This window comes from Actinocorallia aurantiaca (assembly GCF_039533685.1).
GTDB lineage: Bacteria > Actinomycetota > Actinomycetes > Streptosporangiales > Streptosporangiaceae > Actinocorallia > Actinocorallia aurantiaca.
Map to the genome: position 1 here is coordinate 68,773 of NZ_BAAATZ010000033.1, position 20,881 is coordinate 89,653.

Consider the following 20,881-nt stretch of genomic DNA (forward strand, 5'->3'; position numbering starts at 1 on the left):
CGACATATTTGTCGAAAATCCCTATCGATCACGCATGAGAGGACCACGGAGTTGAGACTGAAGGACAAGGTCGCCTTCATCACGGGCGGCGGATCCGGCCTCGGCCGTGAAAGCGCACGGCTCTTCGCCGAAGAAGGCGCCAAGGTCGTCGTTTTCGACCTGCAGGGCGGCAGAGCCGCGGAAACCGAGAAGATCGTCCGAGAGGAGGGCGGCACCGTCCTCGCCATCGAGGGCGACGTGACGAAAGAGGAGGACCTCGAGCGGGCCGTGGCCGAGACCCTTTCCTCGTTCGGCAGGCTCGACGTCATGTTCGCCAACGCCGGGATGGTCTCCCGCGGCGGCGTGCCGGGGGTTCTCGGCGGCGAGCACATCCCCCTCGAGGACTACCCCCTCGAGGACTGGAACGCGGTGGTGAACGTCAACCTGACCGGCGTTTTCCTGACCTGCAAGCACGCGATCCGTCCCATGCGGGACAACGGTGGCGGTTCCATCGTGGTCACGTCTTCGTCGGCGTCGTTCGCCGCCTACCCGAACATCACTCCGTACACCGCGACCAAGGCGGGCGTCAACGGAATGGTGCGGAACCTGTCCTTCGACCTCGGCAAGTACGGAATCCGCGTCAATGCGCTGGCCCCCGCCCACGGCATGAGCCCGAACTTCCTGATGCCGCCGGATTCGGCGGTGGTGGGCAAGTCGTATGAGGAGGCCGCGGGCGACTGGGACCCGTTCGCGAAGCCGATGCCTCTCAAGCTGACGCGGCCTCCGTCCCTGCGGGACAACGCGAAAGTCGCGCTTTTCCTTGCGTCGGATGACTCGGCATATATGTCGGGAGTATGCCTTCCGGCCACGGACGGTGGAACCCTGGCACGCGTCGCCATCCAGTTCGAGGGCGACGTGGCCCGGGACCACGGCGCCTGGCGGCAGGACGCCGACTAGCGATTCATGGCCTCCGCCGGATCCCTCGAGAATCGGCGCTCGAATCCGCGACTCGCTTCGCTGATTTCCACCGGCGGCGGACTCATTCCGCCGCCGGGGCCACCTCGTCGCACATATACGAGGCTGGAGTGGACTATGGGGAGCAGCTCTGAATCAGTGATAGGATTCGGAGACGGTTTGATGATGACGGGAGCCCGGGAAACCTTTACCGGCCAGCTCTGGAAAGGCATGCCGCCGTGACCAAGAATCAGACGACCCGCGGCGGGCATGTGCCGACGGGCACCTCCGCCGAACGTCGCGCCCGAACCGCGGGCAGCGTGACCGAGAAGGGCGAGCGCACCCGCAGGCTCATCATCGACTCGGCACGGGCCGTCTTCGAGGAAAAAGGCTACCTCGATGTCCGGGTGAGTGACATCGTTCGCCGGGCCGGCGTCGCCCACGGCAGCTTCTACACCTATTTCCCGTCCAAGCTCGAGGTGTTCCAGGCCATCGTCAACATCGTCGGCGAAGAGATCGACCAGGCCGTACAGCGAACGTCCGGGGAATCGCCCGGCGACTGGCGGCAGAATCTACTCAACGCCAACTATCGCTACCTCGAAGTTTATCAGCGCAATCATAAGATCTACATTCTCATAGAGCAGACGGCCACTCTGGACGAACAGGTCAAGGCCTACCGGCTGGCCGGCAGAAGGCGGCACCTGGACCGGGTCGAAAGCTCGCTGCGGCATCTGCAGGAACGCGGGATCGCCTCTCCCGAACTCGATATTCCGCTCACCGCCGCAGCACTGGTGACGATGCTCAGCAGCCTGGCGATGTGGATCCACATCGAAGGCAAGGAGATCGATCTGCGCACAGTCGCGGAAACCGTCACGGATATCTGGACGAAATCAATCGTCCGCTGATATCGGACCATACTTCGATCTCGCCCGTCAGGGCTTTACAAGCTGTTCCTTCGCCTGCTCTGCCATGCGAAGAAATTCCTCAAGAAAAGTAGTCGAATCACCTGCGGACCGCCCCTTGTGTGCTTTCCGCACCCCTCCTAAACTCTGAGCCGGATTCGATATCCATATCGAATCCATCCCCGCGGGCGTCGGTTCCCGCGGTGGCGTCCCTCGCCAGAGAAAGCAGATCCCCATGCAGCGAACACCTCGACTCTTCATCGACGGACAGTGGGTCTCGCGCACCGATCACCTGTTCGACGTCATCTGCCCGTCGACGGAGGAGCGCATCGGGCAGGCGGCCGACGCGTCCGAGGAGGACGTCGACACGGCGGTCCGCGCCGCCCGCCGGGCCTTCGAGGACGGTCCGTGGCGGCGGCTGTCCGTCGGCGAACGCGCCGAGTTGATCGAGCGGGCGGCGGAACTGTTCGGTGTCCGGGCCGAACAGACGGGCTGGCTGGTCACCGCCGAGATGGGCGTACCCATCTCGACCTCCGTCATGCTGGCCCGGCGGGCCGCCAACACCATGATCGCGTGGGCCGAACTCGCGCGCTCGACCCCGCTGACCGAGTTCAGGACGGCCGGAGGCCCCACCGCGGTGGTCCGGGAGCCGGTCGGGGTGTGCGCCGCCATCTCACCCTGGAACGGTCCGGTGGGCATGGCCGTCGGCAAGATCGTTCCGGCTCTTCTGGCCGGGTGCTCCGTCGTCTACAAGCCCGCGCCCGAGACCCCCTTCGACATCGCCTTCCTCGTCGACGCCCTGCGGGAGGCCGGACTGCCCGCCGGCGTGCTCAACGTCGTCACCGGAGGAGCCGAGACCGGCCGGCTGCTGATCCGGCACCCGGGCGTGGACAAGGTCGGCTTCACCGGGTCGACCGCTGTGGGACGCGAGATCGGGGCGGCCTGCGGCTCGGAGTTCAAGCGCGTCCAGCTGGAACTCGGAGGCAAGTCCGCGGCCATCGTGCTCGAGGACGCCGAGCCCGACCAGGTGCGGGCCGGCCTGGCGATGGGCTGCTTCTTCAACAGCGGCCAGGTCTGCGCGGCGCTCAGCCGGGTCCTGGCTCCCCGGCGGATCTACGACGAAGTCGTGTCCTGGATGGAGCAGGCCGCCGGCGGATGGGTCCTCGGCGACCCGTTCGACTCGGCCACCACGCTCGGCCCCCTGGTCTCCGAGCGGCAGCGCATGCGTGTCGAGAACTACATCGGGCTCGGCGTCGAGGCCGGCGCCCGTCTCGTGTGCGGCGGCGGCCGTCCCGAACAGCCGGGCAAGGGCTGGTTCATCGAGCCGACCGTCTTCGCCGACGCCGACAACACCATGCGCATCGCACGCGAGGAGATCTTCGGTCCCGTCGCCGTCGTGGTGCCCTACGACGATCCCGAGGACGCCGTCCGCATCGCGAACGACTCGGAGTACGGGCTGCACGGGGCGGTCTTCACCTCCGACCCGGAGAAGGCGATCTCGGTGGCCCGGCGCATCCGCACCGGAACGTTCTCGATCAACAACTTCGTCTACAACAACCGTGTCCCGTTCGGCGGAGTGAAGAGCTCCGGAATCGGGCGCGACTCGGGCAAAGAAGGCTACGAATCCTTCTTCGAGCTGAAAACGATCAACCTGGACGCGGGCACCGCACCGCTGTTCGCCCCCTGACACCCGCCCCACGGCGACCACCCCACCTGCTCGAAAGGCAAGAATGATCATGAGACCTGACCACGTTCCGGCCGACCTCGTCGTGGATTTCAACGCCTTCAGCGGCGACTCGATCGAGCAGGCGCTCGAGAAGGCCGAGTCGTGGCGCCGGCTCGGTCCCGTCGTCTGGACCGACCACAACGGAGGGCACTGGGTCATCACCTCCCACGCGGGCGTCCGCCAGGTCCTCTCGGACGCCGCACGCTTCTCCAGCGCGCAGCCCCGCAAGGGGGTCACCCTCGTGGAGGTGGACCGCGAACTCCACGTGCCCATCGAGATGGACGGGGACGAGCACCGCCAGTACCGGCGTCTCCTCATCCCGCTGTTCTCGCCGCGCCGGGTGCAGCAGATGCAGGACACGATCCGGGACGTCGCGAGGTCCCTCATCGCCGGCTTCGGCGAGCGCGGGTCGTGCGAGGTCGTCGCCGAATACGCCCGGCCCCTGGCGAGTTCGATGTTCCTGGGGATGCTCGACTGGCCGCTCAAGGACCGCGAGATGCTCGAGCATCTCGCCGAGCTCCAGCTCAACGGCCCGGCGAACGCGACGCAGGAGGAGCGGGCCGCCGCCAAGCTGGACGCGGGTAACCAGATCGCCCAGTACGTCCGCGACCGCGTCGCCGAGCGCCGTTCCGGCGTGAAGGCCACCGAGGACATGACCAGTGTGATCATCGACAGCACGCTGGACGACGGCGCCCCCATCCCCGAGAACAAGCTGGTGGCGCTGCTTCGGCTGCTAATGATCGCGGGTCTCGACACGACGCAGAGCGTTCTGTCGCAGTCGCTGGCCTATCTGGGCGAGCACCCCGAGGCGCAGGAGTACCTGCGCACGCACCCCGAAGAGATCCCGGCGATCGTCGAGGAGTTCCTGCGCATGGGCGCTCCGGCCATGCCGAGCCGGACCGCCACCGCGGACACCGAGGTCGAGGGCGTGCGCATCGCGAAGGGCGACACGGTGCACTGCCTCATCGCCGCCGCCAACCACGACGCCGCCGAGTACGACCAGCCGGACATCGCCGTCTTCACCCGCGCGGTCAACCGGCACGTCGCCTTCTCCGTGGGCCCTCACAAGTGCATCGGTGCCCCCTTGGCCCGCGTGGTGCTGGCCGCGGCCCTCGAAGAGTTCCACCGAGCCGTCGCCTCCTACAGCGTCGTGGCGGCGCAGTCCCACAGCGGCGCCGTCTGGGGCATGAACCGGGTGGACCTGGCGATCAAGAACGCCACGGTGACCGCGTGACCCTCCGCGCCTCCCAGGCCGGTCCTTCGTTCGACGCCGTCATCGAGCGGAAGGAGACAGTGGCCGACGGCGTCGTCGAACTGGTGATGCGGACCCATGACGGTGCTGATCTTCCTGTCTGGGAGCCGGGAAGCCACATCGACCTGGTCTTCGGCGACGGCCTCGTCCGGCAGTATTCGCTGTGCGGCGAGCCCGGCGACCGAAGGTCGATCCGTGTCGCCGTCCTCCGCGCGCCCGACGGCCGCGGCGGCTCCGCGTTCGTCCATGACCGTCTGGCCGTCGGAGACGCGATCACGCTGCGCGGCCCGCGCAACAACTTCCGGCTGGTCGACGCCGACCGGTATCTGTTCGTCGCGGGCGGCATCGGCATCACCCCGCTTCTTCCGATGCTCCGATCCGTGAACGCGCGCTCCGTGCCATGGAGGCTCGCCTACGGCGGCCGCACGAGGGCGTCGATGGCCTACGCGGACGACCTCATGAAGGACCATCCGGGTTCCGTCGAAATCCTGCCCGAGGACGAGACCGGCCTGCTGCCGCTCGATCGCATCCTCCGCGATGCCGACGACCGCACCGCGGTGTACTGCTGTGGTCCGGAACCCCTGTTGTCGGCCGTCGAGCAGATGTGCGCGCGCTTCTCCATCGGGAACCTCAATGTCGAGCGCTTCGCTCCACGAGCAGATGCCGAAGCCGCCCCGACGACGAGTTTCGAGATCGAGCTGTTCTCCTCGGGCAGGACGCTGCAGGTAGGCCCGGACGAATCCATCCTCGACGTTCTGGAACGCGCGGGAGTCCCGGTCGACTCGTCCTGCAGGGAGGGCACCTGCGCCACCTGCGAGACCGGAGTCGTCGCCGGTGTCCCGGACCACCGCGACGCGGTCCTCAACGAGTCCGAACGCTCGGAGAACAAGACCATGATGATCTGCGTCTCCCGCTGCCAGGGCCTCCGGCTGGTCCTGGACGTCTGAGGGCCCGCGTACGGACCGATCCGTTCAGCCCGCTTCTCGAACACCTCCCGCGGGTGCTCCAGCAGCGGGCGGGCACCGTCGCGATCCTGAACGCCCGGCGCGTTGTACGGCCCGCTGATCGCGTTCTGTTCCAAGTGCCGCCGGCCGGGCCGCCGGTCGGCGGCACTTGGAGCCCTCCCGCCGGCACCCGTCACACGCTCTGCCCCAGGGCTTTCAGGCCGGCGGCGGCGAGCGGGGCGACGGCCCGGCCGACGGTCTCGAAGCCGGTGCCGCGGGTCATGCCCTGGCGGTGGCGGGCGTGGATGCCTTCGGCGATGACGGCGATCTTGAAGTAGCCGAGGGCGAGGTGGAACTGCAGGTCGCCGAGGTCGCGTCCGCCGGCGCGGGCGTAGCGTTCGGCGAGGTCGGCGGTGGAGGGCAGGCGGGGGCTGGTCGAAGCGGCCGAGCCCGCCAGCACGGGGGCGAAGGCGGGGTCGGCGTAGACCAGGTGCAGGGCGAGGTCGGCGAGCGGGTCGCCGAGGGTGGCCATCTCCCAGTCCACGACCGCGCGCACCTCGCCCGGATCGGCGGGGTCGAGGATGGCGTTGTCGATGCGGTAGTCGCCGTGCACGATCGAGGCGCCGCTCTCGGCGGGGCAGGCGGCGGACAGGCGCTCATGCAGGCGGTCTATGTCGTCGAGCTCGCGGGTGCGCACCCGCTGCCACTGGTCGTGCCAGCGCCTGACCTGACGGGCGAGGTAGCCTTCCGGCCGTCCGAACTCCGCCAGGCCGACCTCGGCGGGATCGACGGCGTGCAGCCGGGCCAGCACGTCGATCAGACCGTGGGCGCAGCGGGTGATCTGCTCCTGCGGCAGGGCGTGCAGTTCCTCGGTCGTGCGGATCACCGCGCCCTCGACGTACTCGACCACCGCGAAGGGCACACCGAGCACGTCCGCCTCGGCCAAGGCCACCGCGCGGGCCACCGGGACGTCGGTGTCCGACAGCGCGGCGACGACCCGGTACTCGCGCTGCATGTCGTGGGCCGAGGGGGTGAGGCCGCCCAGCGGAGGCCGGCGCAGCACCCAGGTCGCCCGTCCGTCGGAGAGCCGGTAGGTCAGGTTGGACCGGCCGCCCTGGACGAGCTCGGCGGTGAGCCGGCCGCCGAACCCGGGCACCCGCTCGGCGAAGAACCGCTCGAGCGCGGGCAGGTCGAGCCCGTCCAGGGTCGTCGTCTCGGTGCTCATCGTCCGGCCTTCTTGTCGTGCTCGCGCAGGGCACGGCGAGCGATGGCCCAGCGGTGCGTCTCGGACGGGCCGTCGTAGATGCGGAAGGGCCGCACCTCGCGCAGGAAGCGGCTGAGCAGGATGTCTCCGGAGACGCCGAGGGAGCCGCAGATCTGCAGGGAGCGGTCGACGACCCGCCAGACGGCCTCGGCGCTGAAGGTCTTGGCGATCGAGACGGCCTGGGAGGCGTGGCGTCCCTGGTCGAGCTCCCAGCACGCCTGGGTGATGAGGCCGCGGGCCGCGGCGATGTCGATCTCGTTGTCGGCGATCATCTGCTGGACCATGCCCAGCTCGCCCAGCCGGGAGCCGAAGAGGCGCCGCTCGGCCGCGCGGGCGACGGCGATGTCCTGGGAGCGGCGGGCGATGCCCAGCCAGCGCATGCAGTGCGTCATCCGGGCCGGCCCCAGCCTGACCTGCGCGTAGCGGAATCCCTGGTCGACCTCGCCGAGCACGGCCTCGTCCGGCACCACGCAGCCGTCGAAGACGATCTCGATGTGGCCGCCGTAGAGGCTCTCGTCCAGGGTCTCGATGTGGCGGACCATCTTCATGCCGGGATTGTCGGCGTCGACCAGGAACATGGTGGCGCCGCCCGCCTCGCCGGCCTCGCCCGAGGTGCGGGCCATGCAGATCGCGAAGCCCGCGCCGTCGGCGCCGGTGATGAACCACTTGCGGCCGTCGATGCGCCAGCCGCCGGGCACTCGCTGCGCGCGCGTGCTGAGCGCGGCGGGGTCCGAGCCCGCCCCGGGCGCCGGCTCGGTCATCGCGAAGCAGGACCGGATGTCGCCCGCCGCCAGCGGCCGCAGGTAGCGCTCCTTCTGCTCCTCGGTGGCGATGATCTCCAACATGTGCATGTTGCCCTCGTCGGGCGCGGCGATGTTCAGGGCCAGCGGGCCCAGCAGCGAGTAGCCCGCCTCCTCGAACACGGCGGCGCGGCCCCTCATGTCGAGCCCGTGGCCGCCGTACTCTGCGCTCACGTGCGGGGCGAACACCCCCGCATCCTTGGCAGCCCGCTGCAGCTCGAGCCGCACCTCCTCCGAGCGTGCCACCCCGCGCTCCCGCTCCTCGACGGGCACCACCACCCGGCGGACGAACTCCGCGGTGCGCCGCGCCAGCTCCGCCACAGGCTGGTCCTGGTCAAGGTCGACTGCCATGACGCCTCCCAAAGGCTAATGACTATTAGCCTCAAGCTTAGCGCCCTGACTTGAACGAACCTAGACACACCCCATTGAACCGCCACCATGGGCTATCTTGTGTTAGCTGAAAGTGGAGGAAAGTTGAGCCGGTCCGACGACATCCGCGCCGCGGCCCTGGAGCTGTTCACTCGCCAGGGATACGAGGCCACCACCATGGCCGACATCGGAGCCGCGGTCGGAATCCGCGGCCCGAGCCTCTACAAGCACGTCGCGTCCAAACAGGACCTGCTGGCCCAGATCATGACCACCACGATGGAGGAGCTGCTCGCCCTCCACCGGACGGCCGTGGCCGGCAGCGACGACCCCACCGAGCGCCTGCGCCGCGCCACCGAGGCACACGTCCGCTACCACGCCCGGCACCGCCTCGAGGCGTTCGTCGGCAACCGCGAGATCCGCGGCCTCGTCGAACCCCACCGCGCCAGGATCCTGGCCCTGCGCGCCGAGTACGAGAACCACTTCCGCGAACTCGTCAACGCCGGCATCGCCGCCGGACGCTTCCACGTCACCTCCGCCCGCCTGGCCTCCTTCGCCATCCTCGACCTCGGCATGGGCGTCTCGGCCTGGTACAGCGAGGACGGCGAGCTCTCCGAGGACGCCGTCGTCTGGCAGTACAGCGACTTCACCCTCCGCCTCGTCGGCGCGACAGAACTCTGAGAAGAAGGCCCGAGGGAAGCGGCCCGGCTGTCTCCCCCCGGCCGCTCCTCCTGCACCGCACGACGAGTCCGGGCCCGGCGCGTCCGCGGCGGGCCCGGAAACCGCGGCCTTCATCGGCTTCTAGGCGCCGGCTCCCACCACGCGGTAGTGGTAGCCGCTGTCGCCGAACATGGCGTCGATGGCGAGGATGCGCTTCATGTAGTGGCCGACGGGGAGTTCGTCGGTCATGCCGATGCCGCCGTGGGTCTGCACGGCCGCTTCGGCGAGGGTGCGGCCGAGCCGTCCGACCTGGGCCTTGAGGACGGACACCTCGCGCCGTCCGGCCCGGCCCGCCTCGGCGAGCGCGGCCGTGTACAGGAGGGTCGCGCGGGCCTTCGTGAAAGCGATCTTCATGTCGGCCAGCCGGTGGGCGACGGTCTGGAAGGTCCCGATCGGGACGCCGAACTGCCGGCGGGTGACGGCGTATTCGCCGGTCTGGCGCAGCAGGGCTCCCATCGCCCCGACCGCTTCGGCGGACAGGGCGATGACCGCGTCGTCCAGGGTCCTGGTGATCGCCTGGTGGGCGTCGGTCGTCAGGCAGCCGTCCGAGGGGATCTCGACGGCGTCGAAGACGATGTGGGCGGCGCTCCTGCCGTCCAGCGCGGTGAAGGGGGTGATCCGCACGCCGGGCGCTCCGGGCTCGACGACCAGCAGCGCCAGTCCCTCCCGTCCGCCGGGCTCTCCCCCGACGCGCGCGGTGACGACCAGGACGTCGGCGTTCGCGCCGCCGAGCACCAGCCGCTTCTCGCCGTCCAAGCGGTACCCGCCATCCGCCGGGATGCACCGCGCGGCCACCAGCGCGGGATCGGCCGTGCCGGCGCCCTCCTCGTGGGCGAACGCGGCGAGCGCCTCGCCGGCCATGAGCCGCCCGAGCCAGCGCTCGGCCTGCGGGTGCTCGCCGAACTCCGCCAGCGCCCGCCCGGCCAGCAGGATCGAGGACAGGTAGGGCTCGACCACCAGGTGCTCGCCGAACAGCTCGCCGACCGCGACGAGGTCGACGACCGAACCGCCGAGGCCGTCGAGGGCCTCGGGGAACGGGAGGGCGAGCAGTCCGAAGTCGGCGAAGGCCCGCCACGCCTCGGCCGAGAAGGGGCGGTCGGATCGCACGATCGCCTGGCGCTCCTCGAAGGCATAGTTCTTCGCGAGGTAACGGCCGACGCTCTCGCGCAGCATCGTCTGCTCGTCGGTGAAGGTGAAGTCCATCGTCGCTCTCCTGCGCTCAGCGGCTCATCATGAGGGAACGTGCGATCAGGTCGCGCTGCACCTCGTTGGTGCCCGCGTAGATCGAGGCCGCCCGGCTGTTGAGGTAGTACGGCATGGCGATCAGGTCGAAGCCGTCGCCCAGCGGCTCCACCCCGCTTCCGACCGTCAGTGCCTGGAGCTGCAGCGAGAGCCCTTCGAGGCCGCTCACCCGCGCCATCAGGGAGGTCAGCCGCTGGATCAGCTCGGTGTTGACGGTCTTGTTGAACGACGGGAGGGCCGGGTCGTCGGCGATGGGGTGCCCGCTCACCGCGAGCTTCTCCACCGCCTCCACGGACGCGACGTCCGCCTCCAGTTCGCCGAGCTCCCGCTGGAACACCGGGTCCTCGGCGAGCGTGCCGCCGAACGGTGAGGGGCGCGTCGCGGCCGCCTCGCGGAGCGTCCGGAGGAAGCGGTAGAGCCACGGGGCCTGCGACGAGCCGCCGCGCTCGTACTTGAGCAGGTGCTTGGCGACGGTCCAGCCCTCGTTCTCGGCTCCGACGCGGCCCGACTGCGGGACGCGCACGTTGTCGAAGAACACCTCGCACTGCTCGGGGAAGCCGTCGAGGCCGACGATGGGCCGGATCTCCATGCCGGGGTAGTCGACGCGGTCCAGGAGCAGGAAGGTGATGCCCTGCTGCTTCTTGCCCTCGCTGCTGGTGCGGACCAGCATGAACATCCGGTTCGAGTGGTGGGCGAGCGTCGTCCAGGTCTTGCTGCCGTTGATGATGTAGTCGTCGCCGTCGGCGACCGCGGTGCAGCTGAGCGACGCCAGGTCCGAGCCGGCCTCCGGCTCGGAGTAGCCCTGCGTCCAGTAGTCCTCGCCGGACAGCATCCTCGGCAGGTACTCGGCCTTCTGCTCCTCGGTGCCCAGGTCGATGATCAGCGGCCCGATCATCTTGAGGCAGTTGGGCAGCAGCGGCGGCAGGTCCCGCTTGCTGTACTCCTCGGCGAAGACGAAGCGCTCCTGCTCCGACCAGCCGGTGCCGCCGTACTCCACCGGCCACTCCGGCGCGGCCCAACCCCGGTCGTTGAGGATCTTCTGCCAGGCGATGGTCTCCTCGAAGGGGGCGAACACGCTCGTCGTCTTGCGCCCCGCCTCCCGGACGGCGTCCGTCGGCGCCGTGTCGAGGAATTCCGCGACCTCCCGGCGGAAGGCCTCGAGCTCCGGATTCGGCTCGATGTTCATCAGCGCGTCTCTCCTCTCTGGGACCGTCCGGTGAAGGCGGCGATCCGCTCGTGCATGTCAGGGCCGACCCCTTCGCTCTCGGCGACCTCCCATTGCAGGCCGGCGTCGAGCGGACGGCCGTCGGTCGCCTCGAGCAGGCGTTTGACGGCCGCGTGGGTGAACGGCGAGTTCGCCGTGATCCGTCCGGCGAGCGCCTCGATCTCGGCGTCGAAGCGTTCGTACGGCACGGTGTACTCGGCGAGGCCGATGCGCACCGCCTCGTCGGCGTCGATCGTCTCGGCGGTGAACATGAGCCGCTTGGCGGTCGCGACGCCCACCCGGCGGGGCAGGCGCTGGCTCATCCCCCACACGGGGGTCAGCGCCCACTTGGCGTGCGTGTCGCCGAAGCGCGCGTTGTCGGCCGCGATGATGAGGTCGGCGGCGAGCGCGACCTCCAGGGCTCCGGTGTAGCAGTGCCCGTGCACGGCGGCGATCACGGGCTTGGGCAGCCGCTCCAGCATCCGGAGGGTCTCGCTGTGCCAGCCGGGCGAGGGCACCTCCTCGCCCTCGGCGATGGACGACAGGTCGTGGCCGGCCGAGAAGCACCTGCCGGCCCCCCGGATCACCACGCATCCGACCCCGTCGTCGTCCCGCAGCTCGACCACGTGGCGGCGCAGCTCCCGGAACATCTCCACGGTCAGCGCGTTGAGCTTGTCGGGCCGGTTCAGGGTCAGCAGGGTCCATCCCTGACGATCCGTCCGGCTCACGAGGTCCGTCATGGCAACTCTCCTGATGATCGACCATCGGAACGGCCTGGCCCCCGAGCGCCGCCCCCGGGAATGAGGAAACGCTCGTGTTCCTTGGGTGAAGTTAACAGAACGCCGTTCGGATTGCCTCCGGCGAGTGCCCCCGTGCGGAGCATGGCGCGGTGGTCGCCGACTGATTCCGGCAGGCCCCGGGTAGGGCCTCGGCGTCAGAGGACTTGCCAGGTCGTGGGTCCGCGCCGGACCGGCTGTCAGGTGACGTCGCGGCGCATCGGGCTGAGCACGGCGGCGGTGGCGGCCAGAGCGGTGTATGCCAGGAGGACGAGCAGGCCGCCCACCGGGGAGAGCAGGTGGACGGGGTCGGTGGACATCTGCTGCGCGAGGGCGTCGGAGATCGCGGTGAAGTCGGTCAGTGCCGCGGCGGCGCCGCCGGGCAGCCACGGGTAGAGGTGCCGGATGCCGGGGATCATCATCAGGAGCGTCTCACCCGCGTACAGGTATCCGATGACCACGGCGAGGGCCGCGACCTGGTTGCGGATCAGGGCGCCCATGCCGATTCCGAGCACCGTATAGGCGGCCATCGCCAGGCCGGTCCTGGCCAGCAGCTCGATGATGTCCGCGGTGGGCATGCCGAGCGTCACGTCCCTCGCCGCCGCGGAGCCGAAGAAGGCCAGGGCGGCGGTCGTGGTGAGGACCAGCCCGTAGCAGACGCCCGCCGCGCCGTGGGTGACGATCTTGGCGACCAGCACCTGCCAGCGGCGCGGTGCGAACAGGAACGTGAAGTTGATGGTCCGGTGCCGGTACTCCGACGTCACCGCCAGGGTGCCGATCGCGGCGGGAACGAGCGCGGTGTATCCGAGGAAGCCCAGGACCGTCCGCACCCCCTGCTCGGTGTGCAGCCCCGGCATCGGGGGGTTGAAGTTCTCGGGGCCGGCCAGCGTCAGCATGCCGATCAGCCCGCCGCCCAGGAGCCCGCCGACCAGCAGGGCGCCCCACCACATCCGGGTGGCCAGCAGCCTGCGGAACTCGGCTTTGATCAGACGGTTCACCGCGTGCTCCCTGTCAGGTCGAGGAAGAGTCGTTCCAGGTCGGGTTCCTCGGTGGTCAGGCCGTGGATCCGAAGGTGGTGCGCGGCGGCCAGGTCGGCGAGGTGCGCCGCGTCCGGCCCCCACACGCGCAGCTGGTCCGGCCCGATCCGCTCCACGCGCGGCTCCGGCCCGGCGGGCGGTTGCCGGGTGAACACCTGGACCAGCGCTTCCGCGTCGGGCGAGCGGATCAGGACCGCCGCCTCCATGCCGGACAGTTCCGACAGAGGCGCCGCGGTGACCAGCCGTCCCTGCCGGATCACCACGACGTCGTCGGCGACCTGCTGGATTTCACCGAGCACGTGGCTGGAGATCAGAACCGTGCGGCCCTCCCCCGCGAGGTGCCGCAGGAAGGAGCGGAGCCAGGCCGTGCCGGCGGGGTCCAGTCCGTTGCTCGGCTCGTCCAGCAGCAGGACCCGCGGGTCGCCCAGCAGCGCGGTCGCCAGGTTGAGCCGTTGGCGCATGCCGGTGGAGAAGCCGCGCGTCCTGCGGCGCGCGGCACCGGTGAGGTCCATCAGCGACAGCAGTTCGTCGACGCGTTCATCGGGGTGGCCGCCCATCGCGGCGTACACGCGCAGGTGGTCGCGGGCCGAGTGATCGGGGTGGAAGGAGGCCGCGTCGAAGACTGCGCCGACGGCGGCCGACGGATCGGTGAACTCGCGGTACCTCTTCCCGCCGATGGTGACCGAACCGGAGGTGGGGGTGATGTGACCGATCATCATCCGCATCGTCGTCGTCTTTCCCGAGCCGTTGGGCCCCAGGAACCCTGTGACCCGGCCGGGCTCCACGGTGAAGCCGAGGTCGTCCACGGCGGTGATGTCGCCGAAGCGCTTGGTCAGGTGCCTCGCCTCGATCCGGAGCCTCTCGCCGGTCATGGTCGCTTCCGTCATGTCACTGCCTCTCTTTCGGGGGCGTCGTGTCGTCCTTCTCCGCGGTCGGCGGGTCCACGGGCATGAGCACGGTCGCCAGCAGCCGCGGCGTCCGCCCCCTCCTCGGTTCGTTGGCGGCCAGCGGCTGGACGAGCTCGGCGAAACCCCGGGCGAAGTCGGCGAACTCCTCGTCATCCAGGTGCAGCACCACCTGCTGGTAGCCGACGCCGTCGGCCGCCAGATCGATCCGCTCGCGCGCCAGGTAGCGGGAGAACTCCGCGAGCAGGCTGGAGACGAACGCGGTGAAGTAACGCCCGTGGTCCTCACGCGTCGCCTCGGCCAGCGCTTCCCCACTGAGCACCGCCCCGCCGGGCGGCAGCGCGTAGACACGCTCGGTGGTCCCGCCGACCCTGCGTTCTTCGACCACCTCGAGCAGGCCGCCTTGGGCGAGCGCGGCCAGATGCCGGTAGAGCGTCGCCTGAGGCACGTCCGGCAGCAGACCGGCGATCTCGCGGGTGGTGCGCTGCCCGCCGCCGACCGCCCGCAGCACCCGTATCCGCACCGGGTGCAGGGCGAGCTCCGCCCAGCGCTTCTTGGAATCCTTCACCCTATGACATTATCACTATCGATAATGATAATGACAGCGCGGCCGCAGAGCTCAAGGAGCAAGGGTAACTCGCACCCGGAACCGACCTGCGGCTTGAGCCGACACCCCGGAGTTCGTCGACGAGGTGCTTCAGCGGGTCATGCCCGCGGTGAAGACCACCGGTTGAAGGACGCGGATCCGCGGCCGCGGTCGGCACCCCCGAGGGGGTTTCTACTCGCTGAACTCGGTCACGGAAAACGCCTTGTCCAGGCGGCCGGCGGCCAGGTCGTCGTGGCGGATCACGAAGCTCCCGTAATAGAACTCGTCTACCGCGGGAAAGCGGGCGAGCGACATCCACTCGCTGCTGGAAGGGCGACAGGTCGTCCTCCTCCTCGTCCTCGTGCGTCGAGAACCAATCGGGCAGCTCTGCGCAGAGTGTGGCGCTGACGTCGTACTGCTTGCCGAGGAACCCGGGGTCGGGGGGTTCTGCGACCGCGGTGTCGGTATCGGCCGACACATACACGACTCGCGCGTATCCCTGCTCCCCGGTGGCACTGGCCAGGTGATCGTTCTCATGGTCCAAGAAGAACAGCAGCGAGCCGTCCGCCGGCAGGCCGAAGCCGTCGACCCTCGGCAGCGCCGCGCAGTCGACGGAGAAGACGAACGGCAACCGACCGATCCCGTCGGACGGCCAGTCCTCGTCGACCGGCAGCCGGGGCGCCCCACCGAACCGCCCGACCGGAACACCGCCGGAGCCCCCGCTCAACCGGATCGACAACCGAAGGTGCTCGACGAACCTGCTGATCTCGTCGTCCGGGACGTCCAAGGCGAGCGCCGCACGACGAAACCGCCCCTGATGATCCATGGCTCAGCATGATTCCACGGACGCAACGACGAGAGGGCGGGCCCGGCGATCGGGTGGCCTGCACACGCCGTTGTCGCCATTCACGCGGGGATCACAGTCCCGAAGCACCCGCCTCTAGCGGCGCCGCATCCCCGACAGGGGATCAGACGTCGGCTTCGAGGGCGAAGGTATTGCCGTCCGGGTCCTGGAACCACGCGATACGTCCACCGCCGGCCCGGGCGGTGATGCCCTTGGCGTCGTGTTCGAACTGGTCGTAGCGGACGAACTCGACGCCGGACGAGACGAGCTCGTCAACGATCTGATCGAGGTCGTCGACGTACCACGTCGCCAGCGTCGCCGGGGTCTTCCCGGCGGTGGCCGACTGGTACACGTTCAGCGCCGGCCCGCCGCCAGAGCCATAGACGCGGTTGCCGTCGGTGATGTCGGCGCTGGGGCCGGACTCCAGCACCGGTAGGCCCAGTTTGCCTTCGTAGAACGCGACCGCCTCCTGTATGTCGGACACCGCGATCGAAGTCCTGAGTTGATACGCGCTCAAGGGCATGAGATCACTCTCTCAGAGCCTCCCCCGTTCGACGGCCGGACACGGCGAGACGGGCCAGATCGATCAGCGGAAGGAAAATCACGTACCGTCAGCGGACGACCCCGCGACCGATTGCAGTTCGCCGTCAGGATCGCGCGGATCGGCGGTTGCCGGAGCGATCCGGGGCGGTCAGGGTGGCCAGGTAGTCGTCGAGGAGCTGGACCTGCCGCTGCGGCGGGAACGCCGCAGGGGCGAACAAGGCCTGAACCACCAGGCCCAGGACGAAGGACTGGGCCCCGGCCGCGATCTCCGCGGGGTCGCCGGGGGGCAGTTCGCCGAGCTCCTGGGCCGCGGCCACCTGCTCGCTCAGCCTGTCGCGGCTTACGGCGTACTTGTGGGCGTAGCCGGTGCTCAGGTCGGGGTCGGAAAGCGCGGCGTCCCAGGAGGACACCCAGATCCGGTTGCTGTCGGCGGCCTCGGGAGTCAGCGGGAGAATGTCCAGCAGCCCGTCTCTCAGGGCGGCCAGACCCTTGCCCGAGTCGCGGCGAGGGCGGGAGAGCGTGCGCTGTTCGAGCAGGTCGAGGGCGTACTCCACCAGGGCGCGCTTGGTCGGGAAGTAGTGCGTGAGCAGGCCGGTGGTCGCGCCGAGTTCGGCGGCGACGGCGCGCAGGGTCAGGCCGGCGAAGCCGCGTGCGGCCATGACCTGCCAGACCGCTTCGGAGACATCGCGTCGGCGTGCCTCGTGATCCCCCTTGGTGCGTGGCATGCCACCACGGTACATTCACACAACACTTGTTATGTGAATGGGGAGGTCCTCATGTTCTCGCTGCCGCTGCGCGACGACGCCCGCCTCGGCCCGCTGGAGGTCTGGCACGCCGAAGAGTTCGCCGACCACCTCGACCGGGCGCGTGAGCACATCCGCCCGTGGGTCGGGCCCGCGTTCGTCACCGACGACCTGGACGGGGCGCGGGCCACTCTGCAGCGGTATGCGGAACGCCAGGCGAGTGACGGCGCCCGCCTGTACGGCATCTGGCGGCGCGGAACGCTGATCGGCGGCGTGCTGTTCAACGACTTCGACGCCGCTGTCGGCTCGTGCGAAATCGGCTGCTGGCTGGAGCCGTCCGCCGAGGGCCACGGCCTGGTCACACAGGCGTGCGGTGCGCTGCTGGACTGGGCGTTCACGTCCCGAGGGCTGCACCGGGCCGAGTGGCACTGCCGGGCCGACAACGACCGCAGCTCAGCGGTGGCCAAGCGGCTCGGCATGACCCTGGAGGGGGTGCGCCGCGAGGCATGGCCGTACGAGGGAGTGCGCTACGACAAGCAACTCTGGGCACTCCTCGCTCCCGAATGGCGGGCCCTCGGCCACTGACCGGCGACGGCTTCGTCCGGCAGGCACGCAGTCGCCCGTCGACCGGCACCAGGACTCGGTCTCGGTCCGCGGCCGGTGTCCGTTCAACGGCCGCAGGAGGCGCGGGAAGGGATGCCGAACGGTCACCAACGGCACCTTCTGTCAGGAATTCTCAGGCGGGAATGTTCGCGCCTCGGTTCCCTCACTCAGCCCTCCGCAGCCGTGGCGAGCCTCATCGGCTAGGAAATCTGCGATCACCTTGCATATCGCCAGGCTCTAGACATTCCCATACCAATCGGCGATACGCTCCACCGGATCGGCTGACGGCGGGAGACGGAATGTCTGGTGACTTCGTAGGAACGACGGCGGAGAAACTGGAGGAGCTGCGGCGGCGCAGGGCCCGTCTCGCCGAGCCGCAAGACCCCCGCGCGGTCGAGCGCCAGCGCGCGAAGGGGAAGCTGACGGCCCGCGAGCGGATCGAGGGCCTGCTCGATCCCGGATCCTTCCGTGAGCTCGACGCGCTGGCCCGCCACCGCAACCCCGCCCTCGGCCTGAACGAGGACCGCCCCTTCGGCGACGGCGTGATCACCGGTTACGGCACCATCGACGGCCGGCGGGTCTGCGTGTTCGCCCAGGACTTCACCGTCTTCGGAGGGGCGCTGGGCGAGGTGTACGGCGAGAAGGTCGTCAAGGTGATGGACCTGGCTCTGAAGACCGGCTGCCCGATCATCAGCGTCAACGACTCCGGCGGCGCCCGCATCCAGGAAGGAGTGGTCTCCCTCGCCTACTACGCGGAACTGGTCAAGCGGCACGTTCGGGCTTCCGGAATAATCCCGCAGATCTCCCTCATGGCCGGGCCCTGTGCCGGCGGCGCCGTGTACGCCCCGGCGATCACCGACTTCATCGTGATGGTCGAGGGCACCTCGCACATGTTCGTCACCGGACCCGAGGTCCTCAAGACGGTCACCGGGCACGAGGTGGACCGCGAGGAGCTCGGCGGCGCGCACAGCCACAGCACCGTCTCCGGCGTCGCCCACCATCTGGCGCCCGACGAGAAGTCGGCCTTCGAGTACGTGCGTCTGCTCCTGGGCTACCTGCCGTCGAACAACATGGACGAGCCGCCCGTCTACGCCGCCACCGAGCCGCGCGAGTTCACCGAGGAGGACCTGGCCCTCGACTCGCTGGTCCCCGACAGCCGCAACCGGCCCTACGACATGCTCAAGGTCGTCCACACCGTCCTGGACGAGGGCGAGCTGCTCGAGGTCCAGCCCCTCTTCGCGCCCAACGTGATCTGCGGCTTCGGGCGGATCGACGGCCGCAGCGTGGGCGTGGTGGCCAACCAGCCCATGCACATGGCCGGCGCTCTCGACATCGACGCCAGCGAGAAGGCCGCCCGCTTCATCCGCACCTGCGACGCCTTCAACATCCCCATCCTCAGCATCGTGGACGTGCCGGGCTTCCTCCCGAGCCTCGACCAGGAGCGCGGCGGCATCATCCGCCGCGGAGCCAAGCTGATCTACGCCTACGCCGAGGCCACCGTCCCGATGGTCACCGTCGTCACCCGCAAGGCCTACGGGGGCGGCTACGGGGTGATGGGCTCCAAGCACCTGGGCACCGACATCAACTTCGCCTGGCCGACGGCCGAGATCGCCGTCATGGGCGCCGAGAGCGCCGTCACCGTCCTGCACCACCGGACCGTGAAGGCCGCCGCGGACCCGGCGGCCGAGCGCAGCCGCCTCCTGGCCGAGTACACCCGGGACCTCTGCAACCCCTACGTCTCCGCCGAACGCGGCTACGTCGACGAGGTGATCCTCCCCCACGAGACCCGCACGGCGGTCGCCGAAGCCTTCGTCGCCCTGCAGAACAAGCGCCCGGACACCCTTCCTCGCAAGCACGGGAACATCCCCCTCTGAGCCCGCCGAGCACTCTCACCGCTCACGGCACACGACCGGATTCGGCTGGCGGCAGGATCGGGTCCGTTTCCGGCAGATGATCGCTCGAGGGGCGGGTTCGGCCTGGACGGGGCCGGATCCGCCCCGTCCCCAAGGTGCCGCCCACCGTGCTCGAGGTCGCGTGCAAGATCTGCTCGACCTCGGTTCCGTGCACCGGGTCGGGCCAGGGGGGTCGGCTGCCGAGTATCTGAAAGACATGCCGGACAGGCAAGGACCCCTCCTGATCTCCACGACGGAGGGCGAACCCCATGATCCGCTGATCAAGGACTGAGCGGCGTGCCCATCGTCGGTACTTCCTGCCCCGGCCGGCGTGGCCGGCCGGGCGGACGAGCAGTCCGCATATCGTCGTAAGAGGAAGAGGCTCACCGTGCGTGCGGGCCGAGATAAGCGTTGGTCATGGAAGTGAACGGATGGCATCCTATGGCGGTGATTCGACCGGAAATACAGCTCATTTTCGCTCCTGACCTGCATATTTTCGTGGACGCCCGTCGCCGGACCGGACGCACCGCCGTGATCACCGACGGTGTCTCCACGCTCGGCCATGTCGTCGAATCCCTCGGTGTTCCCCTCACTGAAGTGGGCAGGCTTCTGGTGGACGGTCAGACGGTGTCGACCGCTCACGTCCCGGCGGCCGGTGAGAGCGTAGAAGTCCGCCCGGTCTCCCGCCCGCAGCGGATCGAAGGCGCCCCGCTGCGCTTCCTGCTCGACGTCCATCTGGGCACCCTGGCCCGACGGATGCGGCTGCTGGGCATCGACACCGCATACGAGAGCACGGACATCGGCGACCCCGCGCTGGCCGCCCGTTCGGCCGCCGAGCGCCGCGTGCTGCTCTCCCGAGACCGAGGCCTCCTGCGCCGCCGCGAGCTCTGGGCCGGCGCCTACGTCTACAGCACCCGCCCCGAGCAGCAGCTGCGCGAGACACTCGAACGCTTCGCGCCGGAACTCGCCCCCTGGGAACGCTGTGTCTCCTGCAACGGCGACCTCGTCAAAACCACCAAGGACTCGGTCCGCACCGAGCTCAAGGACGGCACGGAACACGCCTACGACGCCTTCGCCAAGTGCGCCGACTGCGGCCAGGTCTACTGGCAGGGAGCCCACCATGCCCGCTTGGAACTGATCGTCACACAGGCCCAGCAGATCACCGCGGCGGCGAACACCCAGCACTAGGACCGCACGACCGCACCACCAGAATGCACTGCGCGGCGACTGCGATGCCGAGTTCGAGGACGTCGCTGAAGTGCACCGCCGGATCCCCCGCGACCGCATGCGCTACGCGCTGGGGATTCCCTTCATCGCCCGGGAGAGCAGCCCCGCTGAGATCCGAGCCCTCAGACAGGCCTGGACGCGATGACAGAACCCGCCCCACGGCCCTTCGGCCAGCCCGGCCGGACCTACCAGTACGACGACGGCCTCACCACGCCTGCGCCCGCAGTGCCATGACCGTCCGCCTGCTACGCCGGGCGGCCTGTCCCTGCTCCCATCCGATGTCGCCCAATTGGCAGGGTAGACGGCTGTTAACCGTCCAGGTCCCGGTTCGAATCCGGTTACGACCTCGACTCTGTGGAGTCGCCCCCTGGA

At 69.4% G+C, this 20,881-nt stretch carries 20 protein-coding genes and 1 tRNA gene; 10 read left to right on the forward strand and 11 right to left on the reverse strand.

The window, feature by feature from the left end; translation table 11 throughout:
- Positions 1-51: 51 nt before the first annotated feature.
- The 5 genes from ABD327_RS32270 to ABD327_RS32290 all read left to right on the forward strand — a co-directional run bounded on the left by ABD327_RS32270 (position 52) and on the right by ABD327_RS32290 (position 5,760).
- A complete protein-coding gene (locus ABD327_RS32270; protein WP_344456353.1) occupies positions 52-936 on the forward strand; it encodes an SDR family NAD(P)-dependent oxidoreductase in 885 nt (294 codons plus the stop codon).
- Positions 937-1,172: 236 nt separating this feature from the next.
- Complete coding sequence (locus tag ABD327_RS32275; protein ID WP_344456355.1) at positions 1,173-1,838, forward strand: TetR/AcrR family transcriptional regulator; 666 nt, start codon at positions 1,173-1,175, stop codon at positions 1,836-1,838.
- Positions 1,839-2,070: 232 nt separating this feature from the next.
- Entirely contained in the window at positions 2,071-3,522 is a 1,452-nt protein-coding gene (locus ABD327_RS32280; protein ID WP_344456357.1) for an aldehyde dehydrogenase, read from the forward strand.
- 49 nt (positions 3,523-3,571) lie between these two features.
- Complete coding sequence (locus tag ABD327_RS32285) at positions 3,572-4,795, forward strand: cytochrome P450 (protein WP_344456360.1); 1,224 nt, start codon at positions 3,572-3,574, stop codon at positions 4,793-4,795.
- Entirely contained in the window at positions 4,792-5,760 is a 969-nt protein-coding gene (locus ABD327_RS32290; RefSeq protein WP_344456362.1) for a PDR/VanB family oxidoreductase, read from the forward strand. The genes ABD327_RS32285 and ABD327_RS32290 overlap by 4 nt, the downstream gene beginning before the upstream one ends.
- A 190-nt stretch (positions 5,761-5,950) precedes the next feature.
- Here ABD327_RS32290 and ABD327_RS32295 read toward each other — a convergent pair whose 3' ends face one another.
- Both ABD327_RS32295 and ABD327_RS32300 read right to left on the reverse strand, forming a co-directional pair.
- Positions 5,951-6,982: a phosphotransferase family protein gene (locus ABD327_RS32295; protein ID WP_344456364.1), complete on the reverse strand. Its 1,032-nt coding sequence runs from the start codon at positions 6,980-6,982 to the stop codon at positions 5,951-5,953.
- Positions 6,979-8,172, reverse strand: a complete 1,194-nt coding sequence (locus ABD327_RS32300; protein WP_344456366.1) for an acyl-CoA dehydrogenase family protein — start codon at positions 8,170-8,172, stop codon at positions 6,979-6,981. The genes ABD327_RS32295 and ABD327_RS32300 overlap by 4 nt, the downstream gene beginning before the upstream one ends.
- A 123-nt stretch (positions 8,173-8,295) precedes the next feature.
- Between ABD327_RS32300 and ABD327_RS32305 the strand changes: the two genes are divergently transcribed.
- Complete coding sequence (locus tag ABD327_RS32305; RefSeq protein WP_344456368.1) at positions 8,296-8,868, forward strand: TetR/AcrR family transcriptional regulator; 573 nt, start codon at positions 8,296-8,298, stop codon at positions 8,866-8,868.
- A 120-nt stretch (positions 8,869-8,988) separates the two neighbouring features.
- Here ABD327_RS32305 and ABD327_RS32310 read toward each other — a convergent pair whose 3' ends face one another.
- The 9 genes from ABD327_RS32310 to ABD327_RS32350 form a co-directional block, all read right to left on the reverse strand.
- A complete protein-coding gene (locus ABD327_RS32310) occupies positions 8,989-10,110 on the reverse strand; it encodes an acyl-CoA dehydrogenase family protein (RefSeq protein ID WP_344456370.1) in 1,122 nt (373 codons plus the stop codon).
- A gap of 16 nt (positions 10,111-10,126) precedes the next feature.
- Entirely contained in the window at positions 10,127-11,335 is a 1,209-nt protein-coding gene (locus ABD327_RS32315) for an acyl-CoA dehydrogenase family protein (protein WP_344456372.1), read from the reverse strand.
- Entirely contained in the window at positions 11,335-12,093 is a 759-nt protein-coding gene (locus ABD327_RS32320) for an enoyl-CoA hydratase/isomerase family protein (protein ID WP_344456374.1), read from the reverse strand. Before ABD327_RS32320 ends, ABD327_RS32315 begins: the two co-directional genes overlap by 1 nt.
- A 236-nt stretch (positions 12,094-12,329) precedes the next feature.
- A complete protein-coding gene (locus tag ABD327_RS32325; RefSeq protein WP_344456375.1) occupies positions 12,330-13,127 on the reverse strand; it encodes an ABC transporter permease in 798 nt (265 codons plus the stop codon).
- Positions 13,124-14,053: an ABC transporter ATP-binding protein gene (locus ABD327_RS32330; RefSeq protein ID WP_344456378.1), complete on the reverse strand. Its 930-nt coding sequence runs from the start codon at positions 14,051-14,053 to the stop codon at positions 13,124-13,126. The genes ABD327_RS32325 and ABD327_RS32330 overlap by 4 nt, the downstream gene beginning before the upstream one ends.
- A gap of 1 nt (position 14,054) precedes the next feature.
- Positions 14,055-14,639 carry a helix-turn-helix domain-containing protein gene (locus tag ABD327_RS32335; protein WP_344456381.1) on the reverse strand — a complete coding sequence of 195 codons (585 nt, stop codon included), beginning with the start codon at positions 14,637-14,639 and terminating at the stop codon, positions 14,055-14,057.
- A 1-nt stretch (position 14,640) separates the two neighbouring features.
- Positions 14,641-15,483: a DUF1963 domain-containing protein gene (locus tag ABD327_RS32340; RefSeq protein WP_344456383.1), complete on the reverse strand. Its 843-nt coding sequence runs from the start codon at positions 15,481-15,483 to the stop codon at positions 14,641-14,643.
- Between the two features lie 142 nt (positions 15,484-15,625).
- Positions 15,626-16,024 carry a VOC family protein gene (locus tag ABD327_RS32345; RefSeq protein WP_344456385.1) on the reverse strand — a complete coding sequence of 133 codons (399 nt, stop codon included), beginning with the start codon at positions 16,022-16,024 and terminating at the stop codon, positions 15,626-15,628.
- A 124-nt stretch (positions 16,025-16,148) separates the two neighbouring features.
- A complete protein-coding gene (locus ABD327_RS32350) occupies positions 16,149-16,769 on the reverse strand; it encodes a TetR/AcrR family transcriptional regulator (protein ID WP_344456387.1) in 621 nt (206 codons plus the stop codon).
- A gap of 51 nt (positions 16,770-16,820) precedes the next feature.
- On the opposite strand from ABD327_RS32350, the gene ABD327_RS32355 reads away from it, so the two are divergent.
- The 4 genes from ABD327_RS32355 to ABD327_RS32370 all read left to right on the forward strand — a co-directional run bounded on the left by ABD327_RS32355 (position 16,821) and on the right by ABD327_RS32370 (position 20,853).
- Positions 16,821-17,372: a GNAT family N-acetyltransferase gene (locus tag ABD327_RS32355; RefSeq protein WP_344456389.1), complete on the forward strand. Its 552-nt coding sequence runs from the start codon at positions 16,821-16,823 to the stop codon at positions 17,370-17,372.
- 317 nt (positions 17,373-17,689) lie between these two features.
- Positions 17,690-19,264, forward strand: a complete 1,575-nt coding sequence (locus tag ABD327_RS32360; protein ID WP_344456391.1) for an acyl-CoA carboxylase subunit beta — start codon at positions 17,690-17,692, stop codon at positions 19,262-19,264.
- A 459-nt stretch (positions 19,265-19,723) separates the two neighbouring features.
- Positions 19,724-20,470, forward strand: coding sequence for a Mut7-C RNAse domain-containing protein (locus ABD327_RS32365; RefSeq protein WP_344456393.1), 747 nt, complete (start codon positions 19,724-19,726; stop codon positions 20,468-20,470).
- 319 nt (positions 20,471-20,789) lie between these two features.
- A tRNA-Asn gene (locus ABD327_RS32370) sits at positions 20,790-20,853 on the forward strand.
- Positions 20,854-20,881 lie beyond the last annotated feature (28 nt).